This is a genomic window from Kitasatospora sp. NPDC057198 (assembly GCF_042670125.1).
GTDB lineage: Bacteria > Actinomycetota > Actinomycetes > Streptomycetales > Streptomycetaceae > Kitasatospora.
In genome coordinates, this window is the sequence record NZ_JBHUWH010000017.1 from 12549 (window position 1) to 38470 (window position 25922).

A 25922-nucleotide genomic window follows, 5' to 3' on the forward strand; every position below is an offset into this window, starting at 1 on the left:
GTGGGGAGGGGCGTGTGGGGACGGAGTCCAACCGCCGGTGGGAGTCCGGCACGTTGGCGCACGGGGTGTCCGACCCGTTCGGGCAGGGCCCGCTGCCGTGGCTGCGCAGCCCCGACCACTACCTGGCGGACGGCGAGGGCGTCGTCCCCTGGTACGTGAGCGTGGACGCCCCCGGGCAGCGGCCGGTCGACGGCCCGGCCCGGCCGCGCCCGGCGGTCAGCGGCCCGCGCAACGCGGACGACGTGCGCCGGCAGATCAAGGGCTTCGCCTCGGCGGGCGTGGTCCGGCCCGGCGGCGCGGTGGACCTGCGGGTCACGGTCAACCCGCCGCAGGAGTTCCAGGTCGACGTCTACCGGATCGGCCACGACGGCGGGGACGGCGCCCGGCAGGTGTACTCCAGCCCGCTGATCGCCGGCCTGGCCCAGCCCGAGCCGATGGTCGCCGACCGCACCGTCTCCTGCCACCACTGGTGGCAGTCCTGGCGGTTGCAGGTCCCGCCGGACTGGCGCTCCGGCGCGTACGTGGCCGTGCTGACCACCGCCGACGGCGGGCACCGCAGCCACATCCCGTTCACCGTACGGGACTTCGACCCGGCCGACCTGCTGCTGGTGCTGCCGGACGTCACCTGGCAGGCGTACAACCTGTTCCCCGAGGACGGGCACCACGGCGCCAGCCTCTACCACGCCTGGGACGCGGCCGGGCACCTGGTGGGGGAGGAGGAGGCCGCCGTCACGGTCTCCTTCGACCGGCCGCACGCCGGCGCCGGGCTGCCGCTGCACGTCGGGCACGCCTACGACTTCATCCGCTGGGCCGAGCGCTACGGCTACGACCTCGGCTACGCCACCGCGACCGACCTGCACGCCGGGCTGGTGGACGCCTCCCGCTACAAGGCGCTGGTCTTCCCCGGCCACGACGAGTACTGGTCGGAGCCGATGCGGCGGGCCGCCGAACGGGCCCGGGACGGCGGCACCTCGCTGGTGTTCCTCTCCGCCAACAGCCTCTACTGGCGGGTCGAGCTGTCGGCCGGCCCGGACGGCGAACCGTCCCGGCTGCTGAACTGCCGCAAGCGCCAGCGGGTCGCCGCCGACCACCCCGCCGCCGGGGTGCCCGGCGCCGCCTCCGCCCTGTGGCGGGACGCCGGGGAGCCCGAGCAGCACCTGCTGGGCATCCAGTACGCGGGCAGCGTGCCCGCGCCGGTGCCGCTGGTGGCCCGCAACACCGGGCACTGGCTGTGGCAGGGCACCGGCCTGGCGGACGGCGACGAACTGCCCGGACTGGTCGCCGGGGAGGCCGACCGCTACTACCCGAAGGTCCAACTGCCCGCGCACACCGAGCGGGTGCTGCTCGCGCACTCCCCGTACCGGGACGCGAACGGCCGGGCCACCCACCAGGAGACCTCGCTGTACCGGGCGCCCAGCGGCGCGTACGTGTTCGCCGCCGGGACGTTCGCCTGGTCGCCCGCGCTGGACCGGCCCGGACACACCGACGAGCGGATCCAGCGCGTCACCGCCAACCTGCTGGACCACCTGTGCAAGGAGGGGCGCTCCGGCGGCTGACCCGGCGGGCGTGAAAGACTCGGTCGCAGAGCCCCCCAGCTGTGAGGACTGACTGACCGTGAGCGGATTCGTCACCAAGCCCGAGCCGGTCCAGGTGCCCGGCCTGGTCCACCTGCACACCGGCAAGGTGCGCGACCTGTACCGGGACGCCGACGGCAACCTGGTGATGGTGGCCAGCGACCGGACGTCCGCCTACGACTGGGTGCTGCCCAACGAGATCCCCGACAAGGGCCGCGTCCTCACCCAGCTCTCGCTGTGGTGGTTCGAGCGGATCGCCGACATCGTCCCCAACCACGTGGTCTCCACCGAGCTGCCCGCGGGCGCCCCCGCCGACTGGGCCGGGCGCACCCTGGTCTGCCGCAGCCTCGACATGGTGCCGGTGGAGTGCGTGGCCCGCGGCTACCTGGCCGGCTCCGGCCTGGAGGAGTACCGCCTCTCGCGGACCGTGTGCGGTGTCGCGCTGCCCGAGGGCCTGGACAACGGCTCCGAACTGCCCGGCCCGATCTACACCCCGGCGCTCAAGGCCGAGGTCGGCGAGCACGACGAGAACGTCCCCTACGAGGAGACCGCCCGCCGGGTCGGCGCCGAACTCGCCGCCACCCTGCGCCAGACCACCCTCGCGGTGTACTCCCGGGCCGGGGACATCGCCCGCGAGCGCGGCCTGATCCTCGCCGACACCAAGTTCGAGTTCGGCCTGCTGGACGGCGAACTGGTCATCGGCGACGAGGTGCTCACCCCCGACTCCTCGCGCTTCTGGCCCGCCGACGAGTGGCAGCCCGGCCGCGACCAGCCGTCCTTCGACAAGCAGATCATCCGCGACTGGCTGACCTCGCCCGCCTCCGGCTGGGACCGCAAGAGCGAGAACCCGCCGCCGCGGCTGCCCGACGAGGTCGTCGCGCACACCCGGCAGCGCTACATCGACGCGTACGAGAAGCTCACCGGGCTGCCCTGGAAGTGAGCCCCGGGCCGGCTGTGGCGGACCGTCACAGCCAGCCGTGCTCGCGGGCGACCCGGACCGCCGCGTGGCGGTTCTCCGCGCCCAGCTTGCCCGCCGCCGAGGACAGGTAGTTGCGGACGGTGCCCGGCGAGAGCGCGGCCCGGACGGCGATCTCGGCGACCGAGGAGCCGTCCGCGGCCAGCTCCAGCACGTCCGTCTCGCGCGGGGTCAGCGGCGAGTCGCCCGCGCTGATCGCCTCCGCGGCCAGCTCCGGGTCCACGTAGCGGCCGCCGGCCCGGACGGTGCGGATGATCCCGGCCAGGTCGGAGGCGGAGACCGTCTTCGGCAGGAAGCCGCGCACCCCGACCTCCAGCGCCCGCTTCAGGTAGCCCGGCCGGCCGTGCCCGGTCACGATCATCACCCGGCACTCCGGCAGCCGGTGCCGCAGCTCGGCCGCCACCTCGATGCCGTCCAGGCCCGGCATCTGCAGGTCCAGCACCGCCACGTCCGGGCGGTGCGCGGCGGCCATCGCCAGCGCCTCCGGGCCGGAGGCCGCCTCGGCGACCACCGCCAGGTCGTCCTCCAGCGCCAGCAGCGCTGCCAGGGCGCCGCGGATCAGGTGCTCGTCGTCCGCGAGCAGCACCCGCACCCGGTCGGTCATCTCTTGAACTCCAAGGTCTCGATCGGTAGTTCGGCGGTCAGTCGGAACCGCCCGGAGCCGCCGCCGGCGGTGCTCAGGGTGCCGCCGTGCGCGGCCAGCCGCTCGCCCAGGCCGCGCAGGCCGCTGCCTGCGTCCTCCGCGCGCGGCGGCGGCACGGCCGGGACGCCGTCGTTCTCCACCTCCAGCAGCGCGCTGCCGCCCGAGACCCGCAGCCGGAACAGGCAGTTCGCGGCCTCCGAGTGCCGCAGCACGTTGGTGGCCGCCTCCCGCACCACCCAGCCCAGCACCGACTGCGCCTCGGCGGGCAGCCCGTCCGCGCCGGACAGCTCGGTGCGGCAGACGACGTTCGCGGCCCGCAACACCGAGGCGGCGCCGGTCAGTTCGGTGTGCAGCTCGACGGTGCGGTAGCCGCGCACCACCTCGCGCACCTCGCGCTGCGACTCCTGGGCGATCCGCTGCACCTCGGTCATCTGGTCCACCGCCTCCGGGCGCCGGCGGCGGGCCAGCTGCACGGCCAGCTCGCTCTTCAGCGCGATGGTGGCCAGGTTGCGGCCCAGCACGTCGTGCAGGTCCCGGGAGAAGCGCAGCCGCTCCTCGGCGACCGCCAGGCGGGCCTGCGCCTCCCGGGCGGAGTCCAGGTCCCAGACCACCTTGGCGATCCAGGCCGAGCCGCGGGCGGCGACCCCGGCGAGCGCCGAGCCGAGCAGGCAGCCCAGCACCATGCCGAGCACGAACCCGGCGGGCGCGCCCCGCAGCAGCGGCGGCACCACGGCCAGCACCACGGCCGCCCCCGCCGCCACCAGGCAGTGCCGCACCGGCAGGGCCAGGCTGGTGGTGGCCATCCACAGCGTCATCGTCACCGTCGCCACCGGCACCGACACCGCGTTCTGGTCCAACGGCTGCGGGCCCAGCAGCAGCACCGCCGCCACCAGCCCCACCGAGGCCGCCCCCGAGACCGCCGCCCAGCCGTACGGGTACGGGCGGCGCCCCAGGTAGGCGGGCAGGCCGGTGCGGATCAGCACCACGTTCAGCCCCGCCGTCAGCAGCCCGCCCGGCACCCCGACCCGCAGCAGGTCGGCCGACTCCGGGTGGGCCGGGTACGCGCTGCCCAGCAGCGCCCACACCCCGCCCACCTGGAGCAGCGCCATCGCGTACAGCGACCAGCGCATGTACAGCTCGGTGCGCTGCGGCTTGGACAGCGCCCGCCAGCGGCGGATCGGTCGCGGCCTGCTCATCCGCACGGGGCGGCCCTCCGTCGTTCCTGGGTGGTCGTCGGACGAATCTAGCGGCGCGGCTCCCAGCGGAACCAGCGGCGGGCCGCCCAGAGCGCCGCGCCCGCCCAGGCCGCGGCCAGCAGCAGCGGCAGCCACGCCCGGCCCCACGTCTCGGCGAAGCCCGCGGACGGGCCGGTGCCGTCGGTGCCGAGCCATCCGATGTGCAGGAGCTGGAGCGCGGGGGTGGTCGGGAGCAGGCGGCAGACGTTCGCCACGGTGTCCGGCATCGACTCCAGCGGGATCATCAGGCCGGAGCCGAACTGGGCGGTCAGCAGCAGCGGCAGGGTGGTGATGCCGGCTGTCTCGACCGTCTTGGTGACCGTGCTGGACAGGGCGGCCAGCGCGGTCAGCAGCAGGGCGGCCAGCGCCAGTCCGGCCAGCACCAGCAGCGGGTTCGCGGGCGCCCGCAGGTCGAGCAGGGCGAGGCCGCCGACGCCCAGCAGCAGGCACTGGAGCAGCGCCAGCCCGATCGAGGGGACGGCGGTGCCGAGCAGGATCTCGCCGTCGGCGGCCTCGCCGGTGCGCAGCCGCTTCAGCACCAGGTCGTTGCGGCGGGCGGTGTAGGCGGTGGTCAGGTTGGTGTAGACGACCACCAGCAGGACGACGCCCATCGAGCTGGTGACCAGGTTGCCGTTCACGTCCAGGCCGGGGGTGTGCTCGGCGGCGGCCCGCAGGACCGAGCGGAGCGAGCCGATCAGCGCGAACGGCAGCACCAGGGCCAGGAACACCGCGGTGCGGTTGCGGCGCAGCAGGGTGGTCTCGGCCCGGCCCAGGGCCAGCAGCCGGGAGAGCGGGGTCAGGGCGGGGGCGGCGGCGGTGGTCATGCGGCACTTCCGAGGGTCTGGGGGCGGACGGGGGCGGCACCGGACGCGTCGTCGGCCGGGCCGGAGGCGGCGACGGCCAGGAACGCCTCCTCCAGCGAGGCGCTGCGGGCGTCCAGCCGGTCCAGGACGACCCGGTGCCGGGCGGCCCAGCCGAGCAGTTCGGTCAGGGTGCCCTGCAGGTCGGGGGTGCGCAGCAGCACCCGGCGGCCGTCGACCTCGGTGCTGGTGCCGGGCAGCGCGGGCAGGTCGAGCGCGGCGTGCGCGCCGGTGCGCTCGGGCAGTCCGAAGGAGATCCGGGCGGGGTGCGCGGCCAGCACCTCGGCGACGGTGCCGCCGGTGACCACCCGGCCGTGGTGCATGATCGCCAGCCGGTCGGCCAGCTCCTCGGCCTCCTCCAGGTAGTGCGTGGTGAGCAGCACGGTCGTCCCGGCCGTCCGCAGCTCGCGGATCAGCCGCCACACCGCGGCCCGCGCCTCCGGGTCCAGGCCGGTGGAGGGCTCGTCCAGGAACAGCACCTCGGGGCGGCCGAGCAGGGCCATCGCCAGGTCGAGCCGCCGGCGCTCGCCGCCGGACAGCTGCTTGACCCGCACCGTGCGCCGGGGCAGCAGGCCGACCAGGTCGAGCGCCTCGTCCACGGCCCGGGCGCCGGTGGTCAGGCCGGCCCAGCAGCGGCCGGTCTCGGCGAGGGTCAACTCGCCGGGGAAGCCGCCCTCCTGGAGCATGATGCCGATCCGCGGGCGCAGCGCGGCGCGCTCCCGGAGCGGGTCGAGGCCGAGCACCCGGACCTCGCCCGCGCTCGGCGCGGCCAGGCCCTCCAGCACCTCCAGGGTGGAGGTCTTGCCCGCGCCGTTGGTGCCGAGCAGGGCGAACAGCTCGCCGGGGGCGACGTCGAGGTCCAGGCCGCGGACGGCCTCGAAGCCGTCCGGGCCGGCGGGCCCGTAGCGGCGGTGCAGCCCGCGGGCCTCGACGGCGGGGCGGGAACGGCTGGTGTCGGTCATGGGTCCAGCCTCCCGGCGGCCGGGCCCCGTCAGTAGTGCGGTCCCTCACCGGGCAGCGGTGCGTCCGCACGGGTGGGCGGTGACAAATGTCATCGGTGCCCGCACGGCACTGCGCGGGAACGCCGAAGGCCCCCCTCGGTGGAGGGGGGCCTTCGGAACTGGAGCGGACGACGAGATTCGAACTCGCGACCCTCACCTTGGCAAGGTGATGCTCTACCAACTGAGCCACGTCCGCAGGTTATGGAGTTGTACTGCACCAGTCTGTTCACGCTGACTGCGAGCGGACGACGAGATTCGAACTCGCGACCCTCACCTTGGCAAGGTGATGCTCTACCAACTGAGCCACGTCCGCACGGTGCCTGGGCACCGGCCGCCCCGCTCGGGTTCCCCCGGTTGCGGCGACGAGAAATACTCTACAACATCAATCGGCCTGCTCGCCCCACCCTTCCCCGGCGGCGCGGCCGGGGAAGGGCCACGGGCCCGCAACGGGCCCGTGGCGGCGGTCAGTTCTCCTCGGCGAACGCCTCGTACACGTGCTTCGGGATGCGGCCGCGGGCGGGCAGCTCGTGCCCGTTGGACTGCGCCCACTTGCGGACCGCGGCCGGGTCCGGGGTGAGGGCGGTGCGCCGGAAGGACTTTCCGCTGCGGCTCTGCCGGCGGCCGGCGGCGACGAACGGGGCGAGGGCCTCCCGGAGCTTTTCCGCGTTGTCCGCGGACAGGTCAATCTCGTACGACTTCCCGTCCACGCCGAAGTGAACGGTTTCCGCGGCGGTGCCGCCGTCCAGATCGTCGGAGAGCGTGACCACTACGCGCTGGGCCATGGGTGTCAATCCTCTCGGGCAATTCGGCCGTCGGGGGTCTCGGATGCCCCGCCGGTCCGTTGGGCCGGGATCGCGGCATCCGCCGGCGGGCAGGGGAGCCCACGCCGAGATGCGGCGCGTTCGGCTGCCGGTCGCCCTATTCTGCACCCGCCGACCGGTGAAATCGTAGAGTTGGGGATTCCTTTTTTCGGGATATTCACGTGCTTCCCCTCCGGGGGGTTACCCGGGCCGTTACCCGCGCCGATACCCGCCCGGATAGCCACCCGTTGCAGACGGGATTAAAGCGGCGAAATCGGATGCGCGGGAGGGGTGTCGGGGGCCTGCGGCCCTTGGGGCGTAAGGGGTGTGGGTCTACGCGCGTTACCGCCGGTGGCCCGCAAGAGGGCCCCGGAGCCCAGGTAGTCTGGAGTTCCCCCGCCTTCACGCAATCACCACCGGGAGTGCCAGTGGCACGCGTCGTAGTCGACGTCATGCTCAAGCCGGAGATCCTCGACCCCCAGGGCCAGGCGGTGCAGCGTGCACTGCCGCGTCTCGGGTTCGCCGGGATCGCCGACGTCCGCCAGGGCAAGCGTTTCGAGCTGGAGCTGGAGGGGCCGGTCGACGACGCCGCGCTCGCCCGCATCCGCGAGGCCGCCGAGACCTTCCTCGCCAACACCGTGATCGAGGACTTCACCGTCCGCGTCGAGGAGGAGGGGAAGTGACCACCCGAGTCGGCGTCGTCACTTTCCCCGGTTCCCTCGACGACCGCGACGCCCAGCGCGCGGTCCGCCTGGCCGGCGCCGAGCCGGTCGCCCTCTGGCACCGTGACAAGGATCTCCACCAGGTCGACGCCGTCGTCCTGCCCGGCGGATTCTCCTACGGCGACTATCTGCGCTGCGGGGCCATCTCCCGCTTCTCGCCGGTCATGGACACCGTCATCGAGCAGGCCAAGCTCGGAATGCCGGTCCTCGGTATCTGCAACGGCTTCCAGGTGCTGTGCGAATCGCACCTGCTGCCCGGCGCGCTCACCCGGAACGACTCGCTGCACTTCATCTGCCGCGACCAGAAGCTCCGCATCGAGAACGCCTCCACCGCCTGGACCCGGGATTACTCGGCCGGCCAGGAAATCGTCGTTCCGCTGAAGAACGGCGAGGGCCGGTTCGTCGCCGACGAGCGCGTCCTCGACGAGTTGGAAGCCGAGGGCCGGATCGTGGCCCGCTACCTCGATCTGAACCCGAACGGTTCGTACCGCGACATCGCCGGCATCACCAACGCCGCCGGCAATGTCGTCGGCCTGATGCCGCACCCGGAGCACGCCGTGGAGCCGCTCACCGGTCCGACCACCGAGGGCCTGGGCTTCTTCACTTCCGTCCTGAAGCAGCTGGTGAACGCCTGATGAGCCTCACACCTCCCATTGAGTCCAGCTCCCTCCGGTCGCTGGACAGCGTCAAGAACGCCGAGCAGACCCCGGACGCCGCCCAGCCCTGGGCCGAACTCGGCCTCAAGGAGGACGAGTACGCGCGGATCCGCGAGATCCTCGGCCGCCGTCCGACCGGCGCCGAACTCGCGATGTACTCGGTGATGTGGTCGGAGCACTGCTCGTACAAGAGCTCCAAGGTCCACCTCAAGCAGTTCGGCGAGAAGGCCCCCGAGAACGACGCGATGCTCGTCGGCATCGGCGAGAACGCCGGCGTCGTCGACGTCGGCCAGGGCTACGCGGTCACCTTCAAGGTCGAGTCGCACAACCACCCGTCGTACATCGAGCCCTACCAGGGCGCGGCCACCGGCATCGGCGGCATCGTGCGCGACATCCTGGCGATGGGCGCCCGCCCGGTCGCCGTGATGGACCCGCTGCGCTTCGGCGCGGCCGACCACCCCGACACCCGGCGCGTGCTGCCCGGGATCGTCGCGGGCATCGGCGGCTACGGCAACTGCCTGGGCCTGCCGAACATCGGAGGCGAGGTCGTCTTCGACTCCTGCTACCAGGGCAACCCGCTGGTCAACGCGCTGTGCGTGGGCGTGATGAAGCACGAGGACATCCACCTCGCGCAGGCGTCCGGCCCCGGCAACAAGGTCATCCTGTACGGCGCCCGCACCGGCGGCGACGGCATCGGCGGCGTCTCGGTGCTCGCCTCGGAGACCTTCGACGCGACCGGCCCGGCCAAGCGCCCCGCCGTCCAGGTCGGCGACCCGTTCCAGGAGAAGCTGCTCATCGAGTGCACCCTGGAGATCTTCAAGGAAGACCTCGTCGCGGGCATCCAGGACCTCGGCGGCGCCGGCCTGTCCTGCGCCACCTCGGAGCTGGCCTCGGCCGGCACCGGCGGCATGCGGATCGAGCTGGACACCGTCCCGCTGCGCGACCACACGCTCTCGCCCGAGGAGATCCTCATGAGCGAGTCGCAGGAGCGCATGTGCGCGATCGTCGAGCCCGGCAAGGTCGACCGCTTCCTGGAGATCTGCGAGAAGTGGGACGTCATCGCCACCGTCATCGGCGAGGTGACCGACGGCGAGCGGCTGGAGATCTTCTGGCACGGTGAGCTGGTCGTCGACGTGCCGCCGCGCACCGTCGCCCACGAGGGCCCGACCTACCACCGCCCGTTCGCCCGCCCGTCCTGGCAGGACGCGCTCCAGGCCGACGCCCCGACCGCCGAGCGGCTCGCCCGCCCGGCGAACGGCGCCGAGCTGAAGGACGCGCTGCTCAAGGTCGCCGGCTCGCCGAACCAGGCGTCCAAGGCGTGGATCACCGACCAGTACGACCGCTACGTGCTGGGCAACACGGTGCTCGCCACCCCCGAGGACTCCGGCATGATCCGGATCGACGAGGAGACCAACCTCGGCGTCTCGGTCGCCACCGACGGCAACGGCCGCTACGCCAAGCTGGACCCGTACGCGGGCGCCCAGCTGGCCCTCGCCGAGGCGTACCGGAACGTCGCGGCCGGCGGCGCCAAGCCGCTCGCGGTCTCCGACTGCCTCAACTTCGGCTCCCCCGAGGACCCGGACGTGATGTGGCAGTTCGCCGAGGCCACCCGCGGCCTGGCCGACGCCTGCCAGGTGCTCGGCACCCCCGTCACCGGCGGCAACGTCTCGCTGTACAACCAGACCGGCGACGTCGCCATCCACCCGACCCCCGTGGTCGCGGTGCTCGGCGTCATCGACGACGTCACCCGGCGCACCCCGGTCGGCTTCGCCGAGGAGGGCCAGCTGCTCTACCTGCTCGGCGACACCGCCGACGAACTGGGCGGCTCCGCCTGGTCGCAGGTCGTGCACAACCACCTCGGCGGCCTGCCGCCCAAGGTCGACCTGGAGCGCGAGCGGCTGCTCGGCGAGATCCTGATCGCCGCCTCCCGCGACGGCATGGTCGACGCCGCGCACGACCTCTCCGACGGCGGCCTCGCGCAGGCCCTGGTGGAGAGCTGCCTCAAGGGCGGCAAGGGCGCCCGGATCGTCGTCCCCGCCGACCTCGACCCGTTCGTGTTCCTGTTCTCCGAGTCCGCCGGTCGCGCCGTGGTGGCCGTCCCGCGCAGCGAGGAGCTCCGGTTCAACGACATGTGCGGCGCCCGCGGCCTGCCCGCCACCCGGATCGGCGTGGTGGACGGCGAGGCGCTGGAGGTCCAGGGCCAGTTCACCGTCACCCTGGCCGAGCTGCGCGACGCCCACACCGGCGTCATCGAGGCGCTGCTCGCCTGACGGAGCGTCAACTCGACGGGCGGTCGGACCGGACGTATTCGGCCCGGCCGCCCGTCGGCGTTTTGTACGCTGCGGGCATGCCCACCGTGAAGCCCCGAACCTACGACCCGGTGAAGGTGCGCGCCGCACTCACCGGGCAGCTCGACGCGATCGCCGCCGCCGTCCGCGCCCTCGACGACGCCCAACTCGCCCTGCCCACCCGGCTGGGGGAGTGGCGGGTGCGCGAACTCGTCGCCCACCTCGGCATGGTGGCCAGCTGGGTGCCGCTGCACCTGCACGACCCGCTGCCGCCGCAGGCCCCGATCACCCCGCTGTACTGGGCCTCGCAGACCCGCACCGCGGCCGCTACCATCAACTCCACCGCCGTCGAACTGGTCGCCGAGCAGTTCGCCGGCGACGCCGCCCAGGTCTCCGGCGAACTCGACCGGCAGATCGGCGAGTTGTGGAAGGCCCTGGACAGCGAGGAGGGCCGCGAGCCCGGCCGGATCATCCCGATGCGGTTCGGCCCGATGCCGCTGGCCGACTTCCTGGTCACCCGGCTGGTCGAGACCGTGGTGCACGCCGACGACCTGGCCGCCGCGCTCGACATCGACGCCTTCCCGCACGACAGGTTCGCGCTGGCCTCCACCGCCCGGCTGCTCGCCGACGCCTTCGCCGTCCAAGTACCGGGCGGAGCAGTCGAGTTGCGCATCCCGCCGTACGCCGTGGTGCAGGCCGTCGAAGGCCCCCGGCACACCCGCGGCACCCCGCCCAACGTGGTCGAGACCGACCCGCTGACCTGGATCCGCCTCGCCACCGGCCGCCTCGCCTGGTCCGACGCCCTGGACACCGCGCTCACCGCTAGCGGCGAGCGCAGCGACCTGTCCGGCTACCTGCCGGTGCTGGGCTGAGCGCTACCTGCCCTCGGTCAGCGCGGCGGCCAACTCCCTGATCCCGGCGTCGCGTTCGGCCGCGGTCGCGCCGTAGTCGTGGCTGTGGGTGAACTCGGCGTTCGGGAACGCCCGGCCCAGCCAGACCGCGCAGTAGTGGCCCGGCATCAGGCACGTCTGCAGTTCGGTGTAGACCTCGACCACGTCGTCCGGGTCGAGACCGGCGGCGGACAGCCGGTGCCACAGCGCCTCCTCGGCGTGCAGGGCGAGCGAGCCGTCGGCGGTGACGATCTGCGGCTCGCCACCCCGGCCGCGCACCTTGAACGCCGCGTAGCCCGGCACGCCCCGGGTGTGCCGGACGTCCTCCAGCACCCGGGGCCACCACTGCTCGGGGTTCCCGAAGGAGTGCGGGTCGACGGCGCGCACCCGGTCCTCGGCGGCGGCGAACAGCCGGAACACCTCGTCCGGGTGCTCGGCGGCACCCACCGCCCGCAGGTGCGCGTCCAGCGTGCACAGGTTGTCCAGGAACGCTGCGAGGCCGGTGTCGACCAGCGAGGTCGGCCCCTGGAAGACCACGTGCACCGCCCAGACCCGGCCCGCCTCGTCCGCGCACAGCTCGGCACCGCGGTCGTTGCCCAGCCGCGTCCAGCCGCCCTCGGGCCGGCCGTCCGCGGACAGGCCGACCGTGCGGGCCCAGTCGGCCAGCCGCAACGGCTGGCCGGGGGCGGCGGCGAAGTACGGCCCCACCTGCAGCGGCAGCCCGGCGGTGGAGAGCAGCGCGGCGACGGCGGCGGGCACCGCCGCGGCGGCGAGCTCGGCGGGAGCGGGTCGGTACAGGCCGGCCGGACCGAAGCGGTCGTGCAGGCGCTGGGTGAGTTCGGTGGTCATGGCTCCGTCGTTCGGTCGGGTCAGTAGCCGTAGCGGAATTCGTCCAGGATGTCTGCCCAGACGGGATGGTCGAGCAGTCCGGGTTCGACCGCGTTCAGTTTGTCGGCCAGTCCGGCGAAGATCTCGTCGTCGCTCGGCCGCGAGGGTTCGTCGTCGGCGGGGGCGCCGGGGAAGTTCCCGTCCTCGTCGGGTTCTTCGTCGAGATAGGTGGGGTAAAGCTCGGTGAATCCCTCCAGGTGCTCACGGCACCAGTCGATGTCCTCCTGTTCCAGCAGCGCGACCACGCTGAGCATTTCCCTTGCTCCGAAGGCGAGTTGGCAGCGGGCGAGGGAGTGCAGGCTGCGGTGGGCCGGTCGGCCGTCAACGGTGGGCGGCTGGTGCGCCCCCAGGGCGTAGACCTCGCCGGTGGCGCCGTCCAGCGCGAAGACGGAGGAGATGAACCGGCCGATCTCCACCAGGTCGGCGCCGTTGTTCGGCAAGGTCGGCCAGTACTCGGCGGGACTGTGCGGCGCGAGCGCTTCGGACAGGGCGCGCAGCGGGAACGGTTCGGGGACGACGATCGAGTTGGGGGCGTCGATCAGGCCGATCTCGCTGAGGAAGGCGCGGGCGCCGGGGTCGGTGATGCTGGCGGGCAGCTCTTCGGCGGGGATGCGACGGAGCCCGTCGGGGCCGTAGACGGCTTCGAGTTCGGCGCGGGTGACGGGTTCGATCCGCGGGCGTGAGTCTTCGGTGCGCATGTGGTTTCCCCCGCCGCTGTCAGTACCCGTACCGGAAGTCTTCCAGGATCCCCGCCCAGACCGGGCCTTCGGTGAGGCCGGGTTCGACCGCGTTCAGCTTGGCGGCCAGGTCGGCGAAGATCTCGTCGTCGCTCGGCCGCGGGGCCCTGGCTTCTTCGGCGGCGGCCCTTTCCGCCGCGAGCTTCTCGGCGAGCTCGTCATCGAGTTCTTCGTCCTCGTCGGGGTCCTCGTCGAGGTAGGCCGGGAACAGCTCGGCGAATCCCGCCAGGTGCTCGCGGCACCAGTCGATGTCCTCCTGGTTCAGCAGCCCGACCACGTGGAGCATCTCCCGTGCACCGAAGGCGAGTTGGCAGCGGGCCAGGGAGTGCAGGCTGCGGTGGGCCGGGCGGCCGCCGACGGTGGGCGGCTCGTGCACGAACAGGGCGTAGACCTCGCCGGTGCTGCCGTCCAGCGCGAAGGTGATGGGCCCGAAGCAGCCGACCTCGACCAGGTCGGCGCCGTCCTTCGGCAGGGTGGGCCAGTACTCGGCGGGGCTCTGCGGCGCGCATCCCTCGGCCAGGGTGTGCAACGGCAGCTGTATGAAGCGGCTGATCGCACTGGGCGCGTCGATCAGGCCGATCTCGCTCAGGTAGGTGCGGGCGCCCGGGTCGGTGATGCAGGCGGGCAGTTCCTCGACCGGGACGCGGCGCAGGCCGTCGGCGCCGTAGACGGCCTCGAGCTCAGCCCGGGTGACGGGAACGATCGGCGGCGGGGGCGCGGCGGACGTCATACCCGGCAGCCTAGAGGGCGCCACGGTAATTGGACGTGGCGGGTCAGTTTGCCTGGAAACAACCGCAGTTGAGGGCGGTGATGAAGGCGGCGAAGCTGTTGGTGGTGAACAGCAGGGTGGGGCCGTTGGGGTCCTTGGAGTCACGGACGGGGATGGTGTCGGGGTGGGCGGTGGGGGCCCATTCGACGCAGTTGCCCCCGTCGGTGCTGTGGCTGCTCTTCACCCAGTGGGCGTTGGGCAGGTCGATGCGGGGCATGGGCGTTCCTTCCGTAGTGGGTCCGTCCGGGGGGGTGATCGTAGGTGCGCGGTGGAGGCGTCGGAGCAGGGTTTCCCGGTTTTGGGCATATCGACGAGGCGCGGCGGCAGTTCGAACGCGTCGCCCCACCGACGAGGACCCGGTGCGGGTGCGCTGCTTCGACCGGACCGAGCTCGCCGTGGACACCGGCATCGCGCTCGGTCGGCTCGGCGAGACGCGGGCGGCCGAGGCCCTGATCGCCGGGGTCCTGCGGGCCGGGCCGGTGGCGAACCTGCGCGGTCGGGCGTTCCACGCGTTCTGGCTGACCCGTGTGCGACTCCGTTGCGGCGAGGTCGAGTCGGCGTGCGAGGCGTCCGGGCGGGCGCTCGATCTCGCGGCGGCCGTGGAGTCGCCCAGGGTGGTCGCCCACCTGCGGGAGTTGCGCCGGGAGCTCGGGGCCCACCGGGGCGCCCCGGGCGTGGTGGAGCTGGTCGGCCGCATCGCCGAGCTGCCCGGTTGACCGGGGCGGGGCGGCTCAGTAGCCGTGCCGGAAGTGCTGGAGGATCGATTCCCAGGCGGCGTGGTGGAGCAGGTCGGGTTCGATCTGCCGGAGCCGGTCGGAGAGTCGGGCGATGACGGTGTCGGCGTCGTACAGGGTGGGGTCGAGGGCGGGGGCGTCCGGGTCGGGTTCCGCTTCGGTCGGCCAGCCGTCCTCGTCCAGTTCCTCGGCGGGGAAGAGTTCGGCGAAGCCGGGGACGTGGGCGCGGCACCAGTCGGCGGTGTCCGGGTCCATCAGGTCGCCGAGCAGGTTCAGTTCCGGTGCGCCGAAGGCGAGTTGGCAGCGCAGGAAGGAGTGCAGGTCGCGGTGGGCGGGGCGGCCGGCGAAGGTCGTGGGGGCACCGGAGAGGAGGGGGACGGCGTACACCTCGCCGGTGCGGCCGTCGAGGGCGAACAGCGGGCCCCAGGCGCCGATCACCACCAGGGCGGCGCCGCCGTCCGGCAGGTCGGGCCAGTGGGCGGCGGGGTCGGTGACCTGCTCCGCCAGCGGGGTCGGGGCCTGGTGGATGGTGAGGAAGGCGTTGGGGGTGGTGGGCAGGCCGATGTCGGTGAGGACGGTGCGGGCGCCCGGGTCGGTGATGCAGGCGGGCAGGTCGTCGACGGGGACGCGGCGCAGGCCGTCGGGGCCGTAGACGGCTTCGAGTTCGGCGCGGGTGACGGGAACGATCGGCGGTGGGGGCGCGGTGGATGTCATCGGACGGCCGGGCCGCCCAGGTAGCGTCCGGCGGAGTCGTAGGGCCAGGCGTTGGCCACGCAGCCCTTGAGGCCGTAGATCTGCTGCATCATCGCCGGGGCGGGCTTGCCGGGGCCGGGGCAGGTCTCGTGGCCGTGGCCGATCCGGTGGCCGACCTCGTGGTTGATGATCAGCGCCCGGTAGTCGTCCAGGCTGCCGCTGAACTGGGGCGAACCGGTCAGCCAGCGCTTGGAGTTGACCATCACCTGCTTGCCGACGTCGCAGTTCACCTCGCCCTGGGTGTCGAGGCCGTCGGTGGCGCAGATCGCGTCCGTGGTGTCGGGGGAGGCGATCTTGACGGTGAAGTCGTAGCTGCCGGAGGAGACCAGCTGGAAGCTGTCGCGCTTGTCGGTGGTCCAGCCGCGCGGGTCGGACAGCACGGCCTGGACGGCGGCCGCGGCGGTGTTCGGGTCGATGCCGATGCCCTCCTCCACCTCCACCCGGTAGCGGCGCAGGACGCCGCCGGTGCCGACCCGGGCGCCGGTGGCGGTGGCGGTGGTGAAGCTGCCGCTGCCGTGGACGACGATCTCCGGCGTGCCGGTGGACTGGGCGGCGGGCTGGGCGGTGGAGGGAGCGACCGACGGTTCGACGGACGGTTCGGCGGAGGGAGTGGCGGAGGGGGACGCGGGGGAGGGCGTCGCGGTCGGGTCGGTCAGTTTCGGGACGGCCCGGGCCTGGGTGGTCGGGCCGCCGTCGGGCGCCTGCGGTGGCGCGTGGTTCAGGGCGATCAGCCCGGCGGTGCCGAGGGCCGCGGCCGCCGCGGTGCAGCCCACGGTGACGGCCAGCCGGCGTCGGCGGACGGAACGGCGGCGGCTCCGGGAGGCTGCGCGCATCTGGACTTCCTCGGGACGGTGGCAGGGCGGGCGGCACGTCCGTTCGAACGGGTGCCGCACCGTGAACATACGCGGTATGGCCCCGCACGGTTCCCGGAACCCTTCGATCCGGACGTGAAACGCCGGACGTGAAACGCCGGACGTGAAACGCCGGACGTGAAATGCCGGACGGGAAGGCGCCGGAGGGGAAGGCGTTGGACGGGAAGGCGTCCGGGGCCGGTCGCTCAGCGCAGGTGCGGCGGGACCCAGAACTCGCCGTCGCCCAGCGGCGCGGGCTCCTCGACCGAGAAGTCGGTCCACTCGTCCTTGAAGCCCTGGAGCAGCCGGGCCCAGGTGCCCTCGGGGTCGGCGAAGGCGGCGGGTTCGATCGCGCGCAGCTCCTCGCGGACGCGGTCGATCTCCGCCCGCGGGCTGTCGGAGCCGTACTCCTCGCCTTCCTCGGGACCGTAGAGCGCGATCCGTTCCCGCTGCAGGACGTAGAGGAACTGGCCGAGGGTCTCGATCCGGTCGAAGCACGGCATGATCTCGTCCTCCCCGTTGGGGAAGAACCACAGCCGGCCGGTCGCGCCGTCCAGTGCCAGCACGTCGTCCGCGACCTCGCCGATCACCGTCCAGTCCGGGGCGTCCGCAGGCAAGTCGACCATGTCGTCCAGGTAGGGGTCGACCTCCCCGACCGTCGACAGCGGTTCGTCCGCGTCCCACACCGGCGGCAGGAAGAGCCAGTTGTAGCGGGCGGGGAGTCCGACGGTGGTGAGGTAGGCCCGGCTCGGGGCGTGGGTGAGGGAGGCCGGGAGGCTCGCCTCGGGGAGCCGGAGCACCTCGTCCTCGGCGAACACCGACCTGAGCAGCTGGTACGTCACCTGCGGTGCCATTCGGACCGGACGCGGCCTCTCGGAGTCGAGGTCAGCCGTTGCGGGCGGTCAGCGCCTCGGCGAGTTCCCGGATCCCGGCCTCGCGCTCGGCGGCGGTGTCGCCGTAGTCGAAGCTGTGGCTGAACTCGGCCTGCGGGAACGCCTCGGCCATCCACACGCTGCAGTAGTGGCCGGGCATGAAGCACGCCTGCAGCTCGGTGTAGACCTCCAGGACGTCCTCGGGCTGCGCGCCGCCGCCGGCCAGCCGGTACCAGAGGGCCTCTTCGGGGTGCAGGGCGAGCGAGCCGTCGGCGGTGAGGATCTGCTCGCCGCCCCGCCCGTCGCGGCACTTGAACGCGGCGTACCCGGGCACGCCGCGGGTGTGCCGGACGTCCTCCAGCACCCGGGGCCACCAGTTCTCGTCGCTCTCGAAGGCCCGCAGGTCGGTGCCGCGCAGCCGGCTCTCGATCGCACTGAACAGCTCGAAGACCTCCTGCGGCTGCTCGGCGGCGGCCAACCGGCGCAGCGTGTCGTCGAGTTCGACGAGCGACTCGAGGAAGGCGGCGAGGCTGGTGCTGACCAGGATCGGGCGCTCCCGGAAGGCGACGAAGACCGCCCACACCCGGCCGGACGGGTCGAGGCACAGCTCGGCGCCGCGGTCGGTGCCCAGCCGGGCCCAGCGGTCCTCGCCGCCGGTGGGCGCGGGCAGTTCCTGCTGCTCGGCGAAGGCGGCCAGCGCCAGGGCGTTGTCCGCCGAGGTGGCGAAGTACGGGCCGACCTGGACGGGGAGGCCGCAGTCCGCGAGCAGCCCGGCGGCCTCGGCGGGGAGGTCGGCCGTCGCGAGGTCCGCCGCCGGGACGCGGCGCAGGCCGCCGGGGCCGAAGCGGTCGAGCAGGCGCCGGGAGAGTTCTGCGGTCATGCGGAGAGCCTATCGGTGCGGGGGCGGACGGACGGCGGGACGGCGGCGTACCGGGCGGGCCGGGCGCTCAGCGCAGGTGCGGCGGGACCCAGAACTCGCCGTCGCCCAGCGGCGCGGGCTCCTCGACCGAGAAGTCGGTCCACTCGTCCCGGAGGCCCTGGAGCAGCCGGGCCCAGGTGCCCTCGGGGTCGGCGAAGGCGGCGGGTTCGATCGCGCGCAGTTCCTCGCGGACGCGGTCGATCTCCTCGTGCGGGTCGAGCCCGTCGTCCTCGCCGTCCTCGGGGCCGTAGAGCGCGGCCTTCTCCCGCTGCAGGACGTAGAGGAACTGGCCGAGGGTCTCGATCCGGTCGAAGGACGGCACGATCTCGTCCTCCCCGTTGGGGAAGAACCACAGCCGGCCGGTCGTGCCGTCCAGTGCCAGCACGTCGTCCGCGACCTGGCCGACCACCGTCCAGCCCGGGGCGTCCGCCGGCAGGTCGACCATGTCGTCCAGGTACGGGTCGACCTCTCCGACGGTCTTCAGCGGTTCGTCCGCCTTCCACACCGGCGGCAGGAAGAGCCAGTTGCCGACGGCGGGGAGTCCGACGGCGGTGAGGTAGGCCCGGCTCGGGGCGTGGGTGAGGGAGGCCGGGAGGCTCGCCTCCGGGAACCGGAGCACCTCGTCCTCGGCGAACACCGACCTGAGCAGCTCGTACGTCACCTGCGGTGCCATCTGGATGCCGCCTCTCGAATCTCCGTCGGCCGGGCCCGGCCCTTTTCCCGTGCTCCGGAGCCTATCTGCCGTGGTGCTTGCGCAAGGCTTCCAGATACGGCTTCATCTCGGAGTTGCCGCCCACGAAGCTGTGGCTGACGTTGATGTGCGGGACGAAGTGCTTCAGCCACGGCGAACAGCTCGTGCAGGGGGCCCGTTCGGTGTAGAGGTCCTGGACGTTCCCGGCCTTCTGGTCGCGCAGCAGCGGAATGCCGATGATCGGTTCGGAGTGCCGGGGGTTCTTGCTCCGGCCGACCAGGATGAACTCCTTGTCCCCGTCCTGGTAGCGGACGGCGGCGTAGTTGTCGCTGGTGAACGAGTTGCCCCGCTGGTTGCCGTAGTCGTTGTTGGCGTAGCGCGCCAGCTGGGTTGCCCGCGCCAGCGGGGTGGTGCCGTGGTCGACCTTGCTGGAGTGGGTCTGCGGGCGCTGCACCGCGGCGTCCGCCTTCTTGCGGCTCTTCGGCGGGAGGTTGTACTCGCCGGCCTTCGGCGGCTGCATGGCGCCGTTGTGCAGGATGTCGTGGATCCCGGACCCGTCGTCGTGGGCGACCTTGTGGGTGCTGCCGTCCTCGCGCAGCCGGCTCACCGAGCCGTCGTCGTGGAGCAGGTACATCGGGGTCCGGCCACTGGAGTTGATCCGGGTGAACGCCTCGCCGAGCCCGTGGTCGTTCTCCTGGTGGTTCCGGCTCATCTGCCGGATGCCCTGGGAGGTGTCCCCGGAGTGCTTGACGAAGCTCTTGAGCGCCTTCTCGACGGTGCCGAGCGCCCGGTCGGCGAGGCCGGAGACGATGTTCCCCAGCGGGTCCTTGCCGCGGCCGGCGGCCGCCCGGGCCCGGTGCTGACTGGTCCTGGCGTGGTGCTCGGAGAGCTGGTCGCCGTGCTTGTCGAAGGACTTGGCCAGCGCCTCGGCCTCGTCGTAGTCGTGCGAGATGTCGCTCATCGGGTCTGCCCCCGTCCGCTCGGCGAGCTCGGCGCGTTCGGCGCGTTCGGGGCGCCGCCGCCGGCGGCGGCGCCGGAGACGGTGTTCCGGGCGAACTGCCCGGCGGCGCCCAGCGGGTCCTCGGCGTAGCCCTTGACCTGGTCGACGGACTGCTGGACGCCGTCCTCGAAGCCCTCCTTGCCGGCGTCGGCGGCCCGGCCCCAGTCGATGCCCTTCTGGGTGCCCAGCGCGTTCCCGGCCAGTTGGATCACCAGGTTCTCCGCGACGCCTTCGAGGGCCGCGAAGACCGGGCCCTCGACCAGCGACATCAGCTCGGACAGCAGTTGCTGCTCGGCCTCCTTGAGCAGGCGCCGGACGATCACCCTGGTCGCCTGGGTGGCGCCGAGCGCCCCGGCCTCGGACAGGCCGAAGGTGAACGGCGCGGCGGCCTGCGCCGCGATCACCTCGGCGGCCAGGATCCCGAGTTGGACCACCGCGGCGACCTTCGCGCCGGTGATCACGATCGCCGCGCCGTCCAGGCCCATCGCCAGGAGCTCCAACCCCTTGCCGACCTGCGGCATGTGGGTGCCGGCCACCTTGTCCCAGTGCGCCTGGAAGGCGTCGGCGGCCGCCCCCTTGGTGACGCCCAGGAACCCTTCCACCGCACCGGAGATGACCTGGGTGTCCGAGGTGAGCGTCTGCGCGAGGTCGCGGAGCCCGTCCGCCATCTCCCGGTACTCGTCCTCGTCGACGTTGGGCCAGTTGATCCCGATCAGATCCAGCACCCAGGCAAGTTCGTCGGGCAGCACCACGCCCATGGCATCCCTCCCCCGTCCGGGCCGTGTTGACGAAATACCGTCATTCACAGCAAAGATGACTATCTATACGGTTTGGCTGGTGGTCAAGCTCCGGGAGGGGACGAAGGCATGGGCGAGGGCGGAAACGGCTTCCCGTCGCTGAGGGCCGGGCGGCGGCCGGCCGGCCTGGCACTGCTGGGCTGGCTGGACGACCGGCGGGCCCCGCGGCTGTGCCGGGTGGAGGGGGCGCCGGGATCGGGCAAGAGCCACCTGCTCGCCTGGCTGATCGCCGGGTGCACCGCCGACGGGGTGCCCGAGGGCCGCCGGATCCACCTGGTGCTGCCGGCCGCCGGCCTGGGCCTGCGGGCCGCCGTCTGGCAGCTCGGCAACCAGCTGGACACCGTCGCGCGCACGCCCGCGGACGTCCTGGCCGCGCTGGCCGCCGACGACCGCCCCACCACGATCTGCGTGCCGGAACTGGACCGGGCCGCCGAACCGGACCGCCTGGTCGCCGAACTGCTCGACCCGCTCCTGGAGTTGGACACCGTCCGGCTGCTGGTCGAGGCACCCGGCACGGTCTTTCCCCGGGAGCCGGCCCCGGCCGTGCTCGACCTCGACGACCCGCGGTGGACCGACCGGGAGCGCTTCACCGCCTGGTGCGCCGGGCAGGACGCCGACCCCGCCGGCTACCCGAATCCCGGCCGGGCCCTGGGCACCGCCGCCCCGGCCGGGCCCGCACCGCTCGCCGAACTGCTCGCCCGCGTCCCGGACGGACCGGCCGGCCTGCCGGGCGCGGGCGCGCAGCCGCTCACCGCGCTCTGGACCGCCGCCCGCCACGAGGGCGGCCACGCCCCGCTGCTCGCCGACCCGCTGCTGTACGTGCTGCCCGACCCGGCCGCCGTCACCGCCGGGCTCGACGCGGCCGGACTGGACGCCGCCGGGGCGCGGGCCGCCGGGCACCCGCTCGCACTGGCCTGGGACGCCGCCGGGCCCGCCCTGGTCGACACCGCCGACGCCCCTGTCCGGGCGCACCTGCTGCGCGCCCGGCTGCTGGGCGGCTCGGAGGAGGCCCTCGCCGCCGCCCAGCGGCTGTCCGGTGCCCCGGGCGCCTGGGCGGCCCGCTGGGCCCGCTGGGAGCCCGGCCAGGCGGTCACCGCCGCCCCGGGCGCCGGACCGCACCGCGGCCAGTGGTTCACCGCCGACGGCAACGGCACCGTCCGCAGCCTGTCCGCGGCCACCGGCGAACCGCTCGGCCGCCCGCTCCTCCCGGCCCCCCGCCCGCTGCGCGGCCTGACCGTCACGGCCAACGGCACCCTGCTGCTGCTGGACGCCGCGGGCGGCACCGAACTGCTGCCCGCCGACCGGCCCGCGCCGGGCCTCGACCCGTACGCGCTGGAGGAGGCGGTGAGCCGGCTGCGCGCCGCCGCCGGGGAGCCCTCCGCCGTCGCGGCGGCCGGCCGGCTCCCCGGGGCCGCCCCCGCCCTGGCCGACGCCGCGGGCGCCGTGCACTGGTACCAGGACGGCCGGGTGCACGCCGAACGGCTGCACACCGGCCCGGTGACCGCGCTGGCGGCGACGGCGCTCGGCGCGGACGACCCGCGCGGCGGCCTCCCGCTGCTGGTCAGCGGCGGCTACGACGGGACGGTCCGGCTCTGGGGGCCGGGCAGCGCCCCGATGGCCGAGCCGCTGGACGCGCGGCCCTGCCCGGTGGTCGCGGTCACCGCCGACGAGGGCCCGGACGGCCTGCGGGTGGCCGCGGCCTGGGCGGGCGGCCTGGTCCGGGTGCACCGGCCGGGCGACCCGGCGGGCGTCCTCGAACTGCGTCCGGGCTCGCCGGTGCGCGCGCTCGCCCTGGACGGCCCGCTGCTGCTGCTCGCGCTGGCCGACGGCCTGCTGGCGATCGACCTGCACCGGCCCTGAGCGCCCCGCCGCCCGCCGCCCGCCGGTACCCGGCGCCCTCGCCACCGGGCGGCCTTCCGGCGCCGGACTGCCGCACTACGGTGAGGACGGCGGGGCCGCCGGGATCCGCGCGCCCCGGCCGCGCCGGCGGGCGTCCGGCGGCCGCCGCCGGACGGGATCAGGGACGGGCCTTGACCCGGAGAACGAGGGGAGCACGCACGTGCTGGTGTCGATCGACTGGCGGGCCGTCGCCGAGGAGGTCCCGGCGGGCGGGATGCTGCGGCTGCGCCCGGACGCCGCCGCCCGGATCTGGCCGGACGACGGGGCCGGGGCGCGGTTCGCCGCCACCACCGGCGTCCCGTACTCGGACGGGCTGTTCCGGATCCTGGCCGCCCTGGCCGAGCGGGACCCGGCGAGCCCCGGGACGGCCTTCGTCGAGGACGCCGACCCGGCGCCGGTCGACACCCCGCACGGCAGGCTCCAGCCGCTCGGTGAGCTCTACCAGGCGGACGTCTTCGTGCACCTGGGCGACGGCACGATCTGGGTCTCGGACCAGGACGCCGACGTGGAGTACGAGCTGGTCCACCGGGACCTGTCCTCGCTCAGCTACCTGGTGTACAAGATCGCCGCCGAGCGGCCGGAGCCCGAGGAGCAGCCGACGCCCCACGACTGGGCCGACGTCGAGGAGATCATCCGCGAGGACGCCACCGCCTGGGACGACCTGCCGTTCCGCGACGGGGCGCGGTTCTGGGCGGCGTACCTGGACTCCTACCCGATGCTGTGAACGGCCCCGCGAACGGCGACGGACCGCCCCCCGCAGCGGGGGACGGTCCGTCGGGTCGGGCGGGTGCCGGTCTCAGTGCTCCTGCTTGAGCACGGTGTACGCCTCGGCGCTGCTGTCCTTCAGGAACTGCCAGCAGCGGGCCTCCTCCTCGGTCTCCTTGATCGCCCCGGCGGCCCGGGCCAGCGCCGCCAGGCAGCGCAGGAAGCCGCGGTTGCCGCGGTGCTCCCACGGCACCGGGCCGTGGCCCTTCCAGCCGTTGCGGCGCAGCGCGTCCAGACCGCGGTGGTAGCCGGTGCGGGCGTACGCGTAGGACTCCACCGTCCGCCCGGCGGCGAAGGCGTCGTCGGCGAGCATCGCCCAGGCCAGGCAGAAGGCCGGGTACTCGGCCGCCACCTGGGTCGGCGAGGCGGACTCCTCGGCGAGCATCCGGTACGGCTGCTCCTCCTCGGGCAGGAGGGTCGGCCCGGGACCGTCGAGCAGGTTCTTGTGCATCTCCATGGTGTGCAGTCTGCCATCCGGCCGGGGCCCCGCGGCCGGGGCCGGGCGCACCGGTGCCCCCGGCCCGGGGCGGGACGGGGGCACCGGGGGGAGGAGCTACTTCAGGCGCTTGCCGGCCGAGCGCAGCTGCTGCGCGGCCTCGGTGACGCGGCGGGCCATGCCGGCCTCGGCCAGCTTGCCCCAGGTGCGCGGGTCGTAGGTGTTCTTCTTGCCGACCTCGCCGTCGACCTTCAGCACGCCGTCGTAGTTGCGGAACACGTGGTCCACGACGGGGCGGGTGAAGGCGTACTGGGTGTCGGTGTCGAGGTTCATCTTGACGACGCCGTTCTCCAGCGCGGTCAGGATCTCCTGCTCGGTGGAGCCGGAGCCACCGTGGAAGACGAAGTCGAACGGGTCCTGCTTGCCGTACTTCTTGCCGATCTCGGCCTGCAGGTCGGCGAGCAGCTCCGGGCGCAGCACGACGTTGCCCGGCTTGTACACGCCGTGCACGTTGCCGAACGAGGCGGCCAGCAGGTAGCGGCCCTTCTCGCCCAGGCCGAGCGCCTCGGCGGTGCGCACCGCGTCGGCGACGGTGGTGTACAGCTCGTCGTTGATCTCGTGGGTGACGCCGTCCTCCTCGCCGCCGGTCGGGGTGATCTCGACCTCGAGGACGATCTTGGCGGCGGCGGCCTGGGCCAGCAGCTCCTGGCCGATGGCCAGGTTGTCGGCCAGGGTCTCGGCCGAGCCGTCCCACATGTGCGACTGGAAGAGCGGGTTCTCGCCGCGAGCCACGCGCTCGGCGGAGATCGCCAGCAGCGGGCGGACGTAGCCGTCCAGCTTGTCCTTCGGGCAGTGGTCGGTGTGCAGCGCCACGGTGATGTCGTACTTGGCCGCGACGATGTGCGCGAACTCGGCCAGCGCGACCGCGCCGGTCACCATGTCCTTGTTGTACTGGCCGCCCAGGAACTCCGCACCACCCGTGGAGATCTGGACGATGCCGTCGCTCTCGGCCTCGGCGAAGCCGCGCAGCGCGGCGTGCAGGGTCTGCGTCGAGGTGACGTTGATGGCCGGGTAGGCGAACTTGCCTGCCTTGGCCCGGTCGAGCATCTCGTTGTAGACCTCGGGAGTTGCGATGGGCATGCGGATCCGCTCCTGTCGGTGTGGGGCGATCGGACGACGCTGTCCGAAGGCTCGATACGCCTGTGGTTCACGACATCGATGCGGTGCGAGCGAGAGAGGGTGGCAGCTCGACCGCGGGCCGGACACCTCGGCCATCTTCCCAGACTCCCCCTCCGGACACACCCAGCGGCCCGCCACTTGGGACGGCGACCCCTCCGGCGACCCGGACCGGGGCGGTTCGGGCCCCTCTGTTAAGGCTTCGCAAAGCAGTACGGGCTATCCTGCGCCCGTGGAACACATCCAGCTCGCCGTCAACGTCCTTGACGCCAAATCGCTCGTCGCCTCCGTCGGCGCCATCGGGATCCTGGCGATCATCTTCGCCGAGACCGGCCTGCTGGTCGGGTTCTTCTTCCCCGGTGACTCACTGCTCATCCTGGCCGGTGTCGCCGCCTCCAGCGCCGCCGACAAGGTGCTTGGTGAGGGCGCCCAGATGAACATCGCCCTGCTGCTGATCGGCGCGCCGATCTGCGCGATCGTGGGCGCCCAACTCGGACACCTGCTGGGCCGCAAGGTCGGCCCGCGGATGTTCGACAAGCCGAACTCGAAGATCCTGCGGCCCGAGTACGTGGAGAAGGCCGAGGAGTACTTCGAGAAGTTCGGCCCGGCCAAGGCCGTGGTGATGGCCCGTTTCATCCCGATCGTGCGGACCTTCCTCAACCCGGTCGCCGGCACCCTGCAGATGCCCGCCAAGACGTTCTTCGTCTGGAACGTCGTGGGCGCGGTGCTGTGGACCGAGACCATGCTGCTGATCGGCTACTTCACCGGTGACCAGCTCGCCCCGGTGATCGACAAGTACCTGCTGCCCGCGATGGCGCTGATCATCCTGATCTCGGTCTCGCCGATCTTCGTCGAGATCCTCCGCGAGCGGAAGAAGAAGAAGGCCGCCGCCGCGAACGGCACCGCCGAGCGGGAGGGCGAGCCGGTCTCCAGCGGCCGCCACCGCAAGGACTGAGCACGACGGCGAGGGCCCCGACCACCGGGTGGTCC

28 protein-coding genes and 2 tRNA genes are annotated in these 25922 nt (G+C 73.4%); 10 read left to right on the forward strand and 20 right to left on the reverse strand.

Features of this window, described 5'->3' with window-relative positions:
- Nucleotides 1-14 precede the first annotated feature (14 nt).
- Both ACFUEL_RS03840 and ACFUEL_RS03845 read left to right on the forward strand, forming a co-directional pair.
- Nucleotides 15-1556, forward strand: a complete 1542-nt coding sequence (locus ACFUEL_RS03840; protein WP_380234351.1) for a N,N-dimethylformamidase beta subunit family domain-containing protein — start codon at nt 15-17, stop codon at nt 1554-1556.
- Between the two features lie 58 nt (nt 1557-1614).
- Nucleotides 1615-2514, forward strand: a complete 900-nt coding sequence (locus ACFUEL_RS03845; RefSeq protein ID WP_380234352.1) for a phosphoribosylaminoimidazolesuccinocarboxamide synthase — start codon at nt 1615-1617, stop codon at nt 2512-2514.
- 25 nt (nt 2515-2539) lie between these two features.
- Here ACFUEL_RS03845 and ACFUEL_RS03850 read toward each other — a convergent pair whose 3' ends face one another.
- The 7 genes from ACFUEL_RS03850 to ACFUEL_RS03880 all read right to left on the reverse strand — a co-directional run bounded on the left by ACFUEL_RS03850 (nt 2540) and on the right by ACFUEL_RS03880 (nt 7071).
- The gene (locus ACFUEL_RS03850; protein WP_380234353.1) at nt 2540-3154 is read right to left on the reverse strand and encodes a response regulator; all 615 of its coding nucleotides are present in this window, start codon (nt 3152-3154) and stop codon (nt 2540-2542) included.
- Entirely contained in the window at nt 3151-4389 is a 1239-nt protein-coding gene (locus ACFUEL_RS03855; RefSeq protein WP_380234354.1) for a sensor histidine kinase, read from the reverse strand. The genes ACFUEL_RS03850 and ACFUEL_RS03855 overlap by 4 nt, the downstream gene beginning before the upstream one ends.
- Nucleotides 4390-4436: 47 nt before the next feature.
- On the reverse strand, nt 4437-5252 hold the full coding sequence (locus tag ACFUEL_RS03860) for an ABC transporter permease (protein WP_380234355.1): 816 nt from the start codon (nt 5250-5252) through the stop codon (nt 4437-4439).
- Nucleotides 5249-6250: an ABC transporter ATP-binding protein gene (locus ACFUEL_RS03865; RefSeq protein ID WP_380234356.1), complete on the reverse strand. Its 1002-nt coding sequence runs from the start codon at nt 6248-6250 to the stop codon at nt 5249-5251. Before ACFUEL_RS03865 ends, ACFUEL_RS03860 begins: the two co-directional genes overlap by 4 nt.
- Before the next feature lie 159 nt (nt 6251-6409).
- A tRNA-Gly gene (locus tag ACFUEL_RS03870) sits at nt 6410-6485 on the reverse strand.
- A gap of 44 nt (nt 6486-6529) precedes the next feature.
- Nucleotides 6530-6602: transfer RNA gene (locus ACFUEL_RS03875), tRNA-Gly, on the reverse strand.
- A gap of 151 nt (nt 6603-6753) precedes the next feature.
- Nucleotides 6754-7071 (reverse strand): Lsr2 family protein, encoded by a 318-nt coding sequence (locus ACFUEL_RS03880; RefSeq protein ID WP_033250394.1) that lies wholly within the window; start codon nt 7069-7071, stop codon nt 6754-6756.
- 446 nt (nt 7072-7517) lie between these two features.
- Between ACFUEL_RS03880 and purS the strand changes: the two genes are divergently transcribed.
- The 4 genes from purS (at nt 7518) to ACFUEL_RS03900 (ending at nt 11627) form a co-directional block, all read left to right on the forward strand.
- The gene (gene purS, locus ACFUEL_RS03885; protein WP_033250393.1) at nt 7518-7772 is read left to right on the forward strand and encodes a phosphoribosylformylglycinamidine synthase subunit PurS; all 255 of its coding nucleotides are present in this window, start codon (nt 7518-7520) and stop codon (nt 7770-7772) included.
- Nucleotides 7769-8446, forward strand: a complete 678-nt coding sequence (purQ, locus tag ACFUEL_RS03890; protein ID WP_380234358.1) for a phosphoribosylformylglycinamidine synthase subunit PurQ — start codon at nt 7769-7771, stop codon at nt 8444-8446. Before purS ends, purQ begins: the two co-directional genes overlap by 4 nt.
- Nucleotides 8446-10737: a phosphoribosylformylglycinamidine synthase subunit PurL gene (purL, locus tag ACFUEL_RS03895; RefSeq protein ID WP_380234359.1), complete on the forward strand. Its 2292-nt coding sequence runs from the start codon at nt 8446-8448 to the stop codon at nt 10735-10737. Before purQ ends, purL begins: the two co-directional genes overlap by 1 nt.
- Before the next feature lie 77 nt (nt 10738-10814).
- A complete protein-coding gene (locus ACFUEL_RS03900) occupies nt 10815-11627 on the forward strand; it encodes a sterol carrier family protein (protein WP_380234360.1) in 813 nt (270 codons plus the stop codon).
- Nucleotides 11628-11630: 3 nt separating this feature from the next.
- Here ACFUEL_RS03900 and ACFUEL_RS03905 read toward each other — a convergent pair whose 3' ends face one another.
- From ACFUEL_RS03905 to ACFUEL_RS03920, 4 genes are read right to left on the reverse strand one after another with little or no spacing between them, the layout of a single operon-like run.
- Complete coding sequence (locus ACFUEL_RS03905) at nt 11631-12494, reverse strand: nucleic acid/nucleotide deaminase domain-containing protein (protein WP_380234361.1); 864 nt, start codon at nt 12492-12494, stop codon at nt 11631-11633.
- 20 nt (nt 12495-12514) lie between these two features.
- The gene (locus ACFUEL_RS03910) at nt 12515-13231 is read right to left on the reverse strand and encodes an SUKH-4 family immunity protein (protein WP_380234362.1); all 717 of its coding nucleotides are present in this window, start codon (nt 13229-13231) and stop codon (nt 12515-12517) included.
- Between the two features lie 19 nt (nt 13232-13250).
- Entirely contained in the window at nt 13251-14000 is a 750-nt protein-coding gene (locus ACFUEL_RS03915) for an SUKH-4 family immunity protein (protein WP_380234363.1), read from the reverse strand.
- 43 nt (nt 14001-14043) lie between these two features.
- On the reverse strand, nt 14044-14256 hold the full coding sequence (locus ACFUEL_RS03920; protein ID WP_380234364.1) for a DUF397 domain-containing protein: 213 nt from the start codon (nt 14254-14256) through the stop codon (nt 14044-14046).
- 148 nt (nt 14257-14404) lie between these two features.
- Here ACFUEL_RS03920 and ACFUEL_RS03925 point away from each other — a divergent pair, with 148 nt between their 5' ends.
- Nucleotides 14405-14755, forward strand: coding sequence for a hypothetical protein (locus ACFUEL_RS03925; RefSeq protein ID WP_380234365.1), 351 nt, complete (start codon nt 14405-14407; stop codon nt 14753-14755).
- A 15-nt stretch (nt 14756-14770) separates the two neighbouring features.
- Here the strand turns inward: ACFUEL_RS03925 and ACFUEL_RS03930 are convergent, their stop codons facing one another.
- The 7 genes from ACFUEL_RS03930 to ACFUEL_RS03960 all read right to left on the reverse strand — a co-directional run bounded on the left by ACFUEL_RS03930 (nt 14771) and on the right by ACFUEL_RS03960 (nt 20617).
- Entirely contained in the window at nt 14771-15487 is a 717-nt protein-coding gene (locus ACFUEL_RS03930) for an SUKH-4 family immunity protein (protein ID WP_380234367.1), read from the reverse strand.
- Complete coding sequence (locus ACFUEL_RS03935; RefSeq protein WP_380234368.1) at nt 15484-16359, reverse strand: DUF3152 domain-containing protein; 876 nt, start codon at nt 16357-16359, stop codon at nt 15484-15486. Before ACFUEL_RS03935 ends, ACFUEL_RS03930 begins: the two co-directional genes overlap by 4 nt.
- 224 nt (nt 16360-16583) lie before the next feature.
- Nucleotides 16584-17219 carry an SUKH-4 family immunity protein gene (locus tag ACFUEL_RS03940; RefSeq protein WP_380234369.1) on the reverse strand — a complete coding sequence of 212 codons (636 nt, stop codon included), beginning with the start codon at nt 17217-17219 and terminating at the stop codon, nt 16584-16586.
- Between the two features lie 43 nt (nt 17220-17262).
- Entirely contained in the window at nt 17263-18129 is an 867-nt protein-coding gene (locus ACFUEL_RS03945) for a nucleic acid/nucleotide deaminase domain-containing protein (protein WP_380234371.1), read from the reverse strand.
- A 67-nt stretch (nt 18130-18196) separates the two neighbouring features.
- Nucleotides 18197-18841, reverse strand: coding sequence for an SUKH-4 family immunity protein (locus tag ACFUEL_RS03950; RefSeq protein ID WP_380234372.1), 645 nt, complete (start codon nt 18839-18841; stop codon nt 18197-18199).
- Nucleotides 18842-18902: 61 nt separating this feature from the next.
- A complete protein-coding gene (locus ACFUEL_RS03955) occupies nt 18903-19820 on the reverse strand; it encodes a nucleic acid/nucleotide deaminase domain-containing protein (RefSeq protein WP_380234373.1) in 918 nt (305 codons plus the stop codon).
- Nucleotides 19817-20617, reverse strand: coding sequence for a hypothetical protein (locus tag ACFUEL_RS03960; RefSeq protein ID WP_380234375.1), 801 nt, complete (start codon nt 20615-20617; stop codon nt 19817-19819). The genes ACFUEL_RS03955 and ACFUEL_RS03960 overlap by 4 nt, the downstream gene beginning before the upstream one ends.
- Nucleotides 20618-20725: 108 nt before the next feature.
- On the opposite strand from ACFUEL_RS03960, the gene ACFUEL_RS03965 reads away from it, so the two are divergent.
- Nucleotides 20726-22516: a hypothetical protein gene (locus tag ACFUEL_RS03965; protein ID WP_380234376.1), complete on the forward strand. Its 1791-nt coding sequence runs from the start codon at nt 20726-20728 to the stop codon at nt 22514-22516.
- Between the two features lie 199 nt (nt 22517-22715).
- The gene (locus ACFUEL_RS03970) at nt 22716-23279 is read left to right on the forward strand and encodes an SUKH-4 family immunity protein (RefSeq protein ID WP_380234377.1); all 564 of its coding nucleotides are present in this window, start codon (nt 22716-22718) and stop codon (nt 23277-23279) included.
- A 72-nt stretch (nt 23280-23351) separates the two neighbouring features.
- Here ACFUEL_RS03970 and ACFUEL_RS03975 read toward each other — a convergent pair whose 3' ends face one another.
- Nucleotides 23352-23777, reverse strand: a complete 426-nt coding sequence (locus ACFUEL_RS03975) for a DUF3151 domain-containing protein (protein WP_380234378.1) — start codon at nt 23775-23777, stop codon at nt 23352-23354.
- 96 nt (nt 23778-23873) lie between these two features.
- Nucleotides 23874-24896, reverse strand: a complete 1023-nt coding sequence (gene fbaA / locus ACFUEL_RS03980; RefSeq protein ID WP_380234379.1) for a class II fructose-bisphosphate aldolase — start codon at nt 24894-24896, stop codon at nt 23874-23876.
- Nucleotides 24897-25164: 268 nt separating this feature from the next.
- Between fbaA and ACFUEL_RS03985 the strand changes: the two genes are divergently transcribed.
- Nucleotides 25165-25887 (forward strand): DedA family protein, encoded by a 723-nt coding sequence (locus tag ACFUEL_RS03985; RefSeq protein WP_380234381.1) that lies wholly within the window; start codon nt 25165-25167, stop codon nt 25885-25887.
- The last annotated feature ends 35 nt before the right edge of the window (nt 25888-25922 follow it).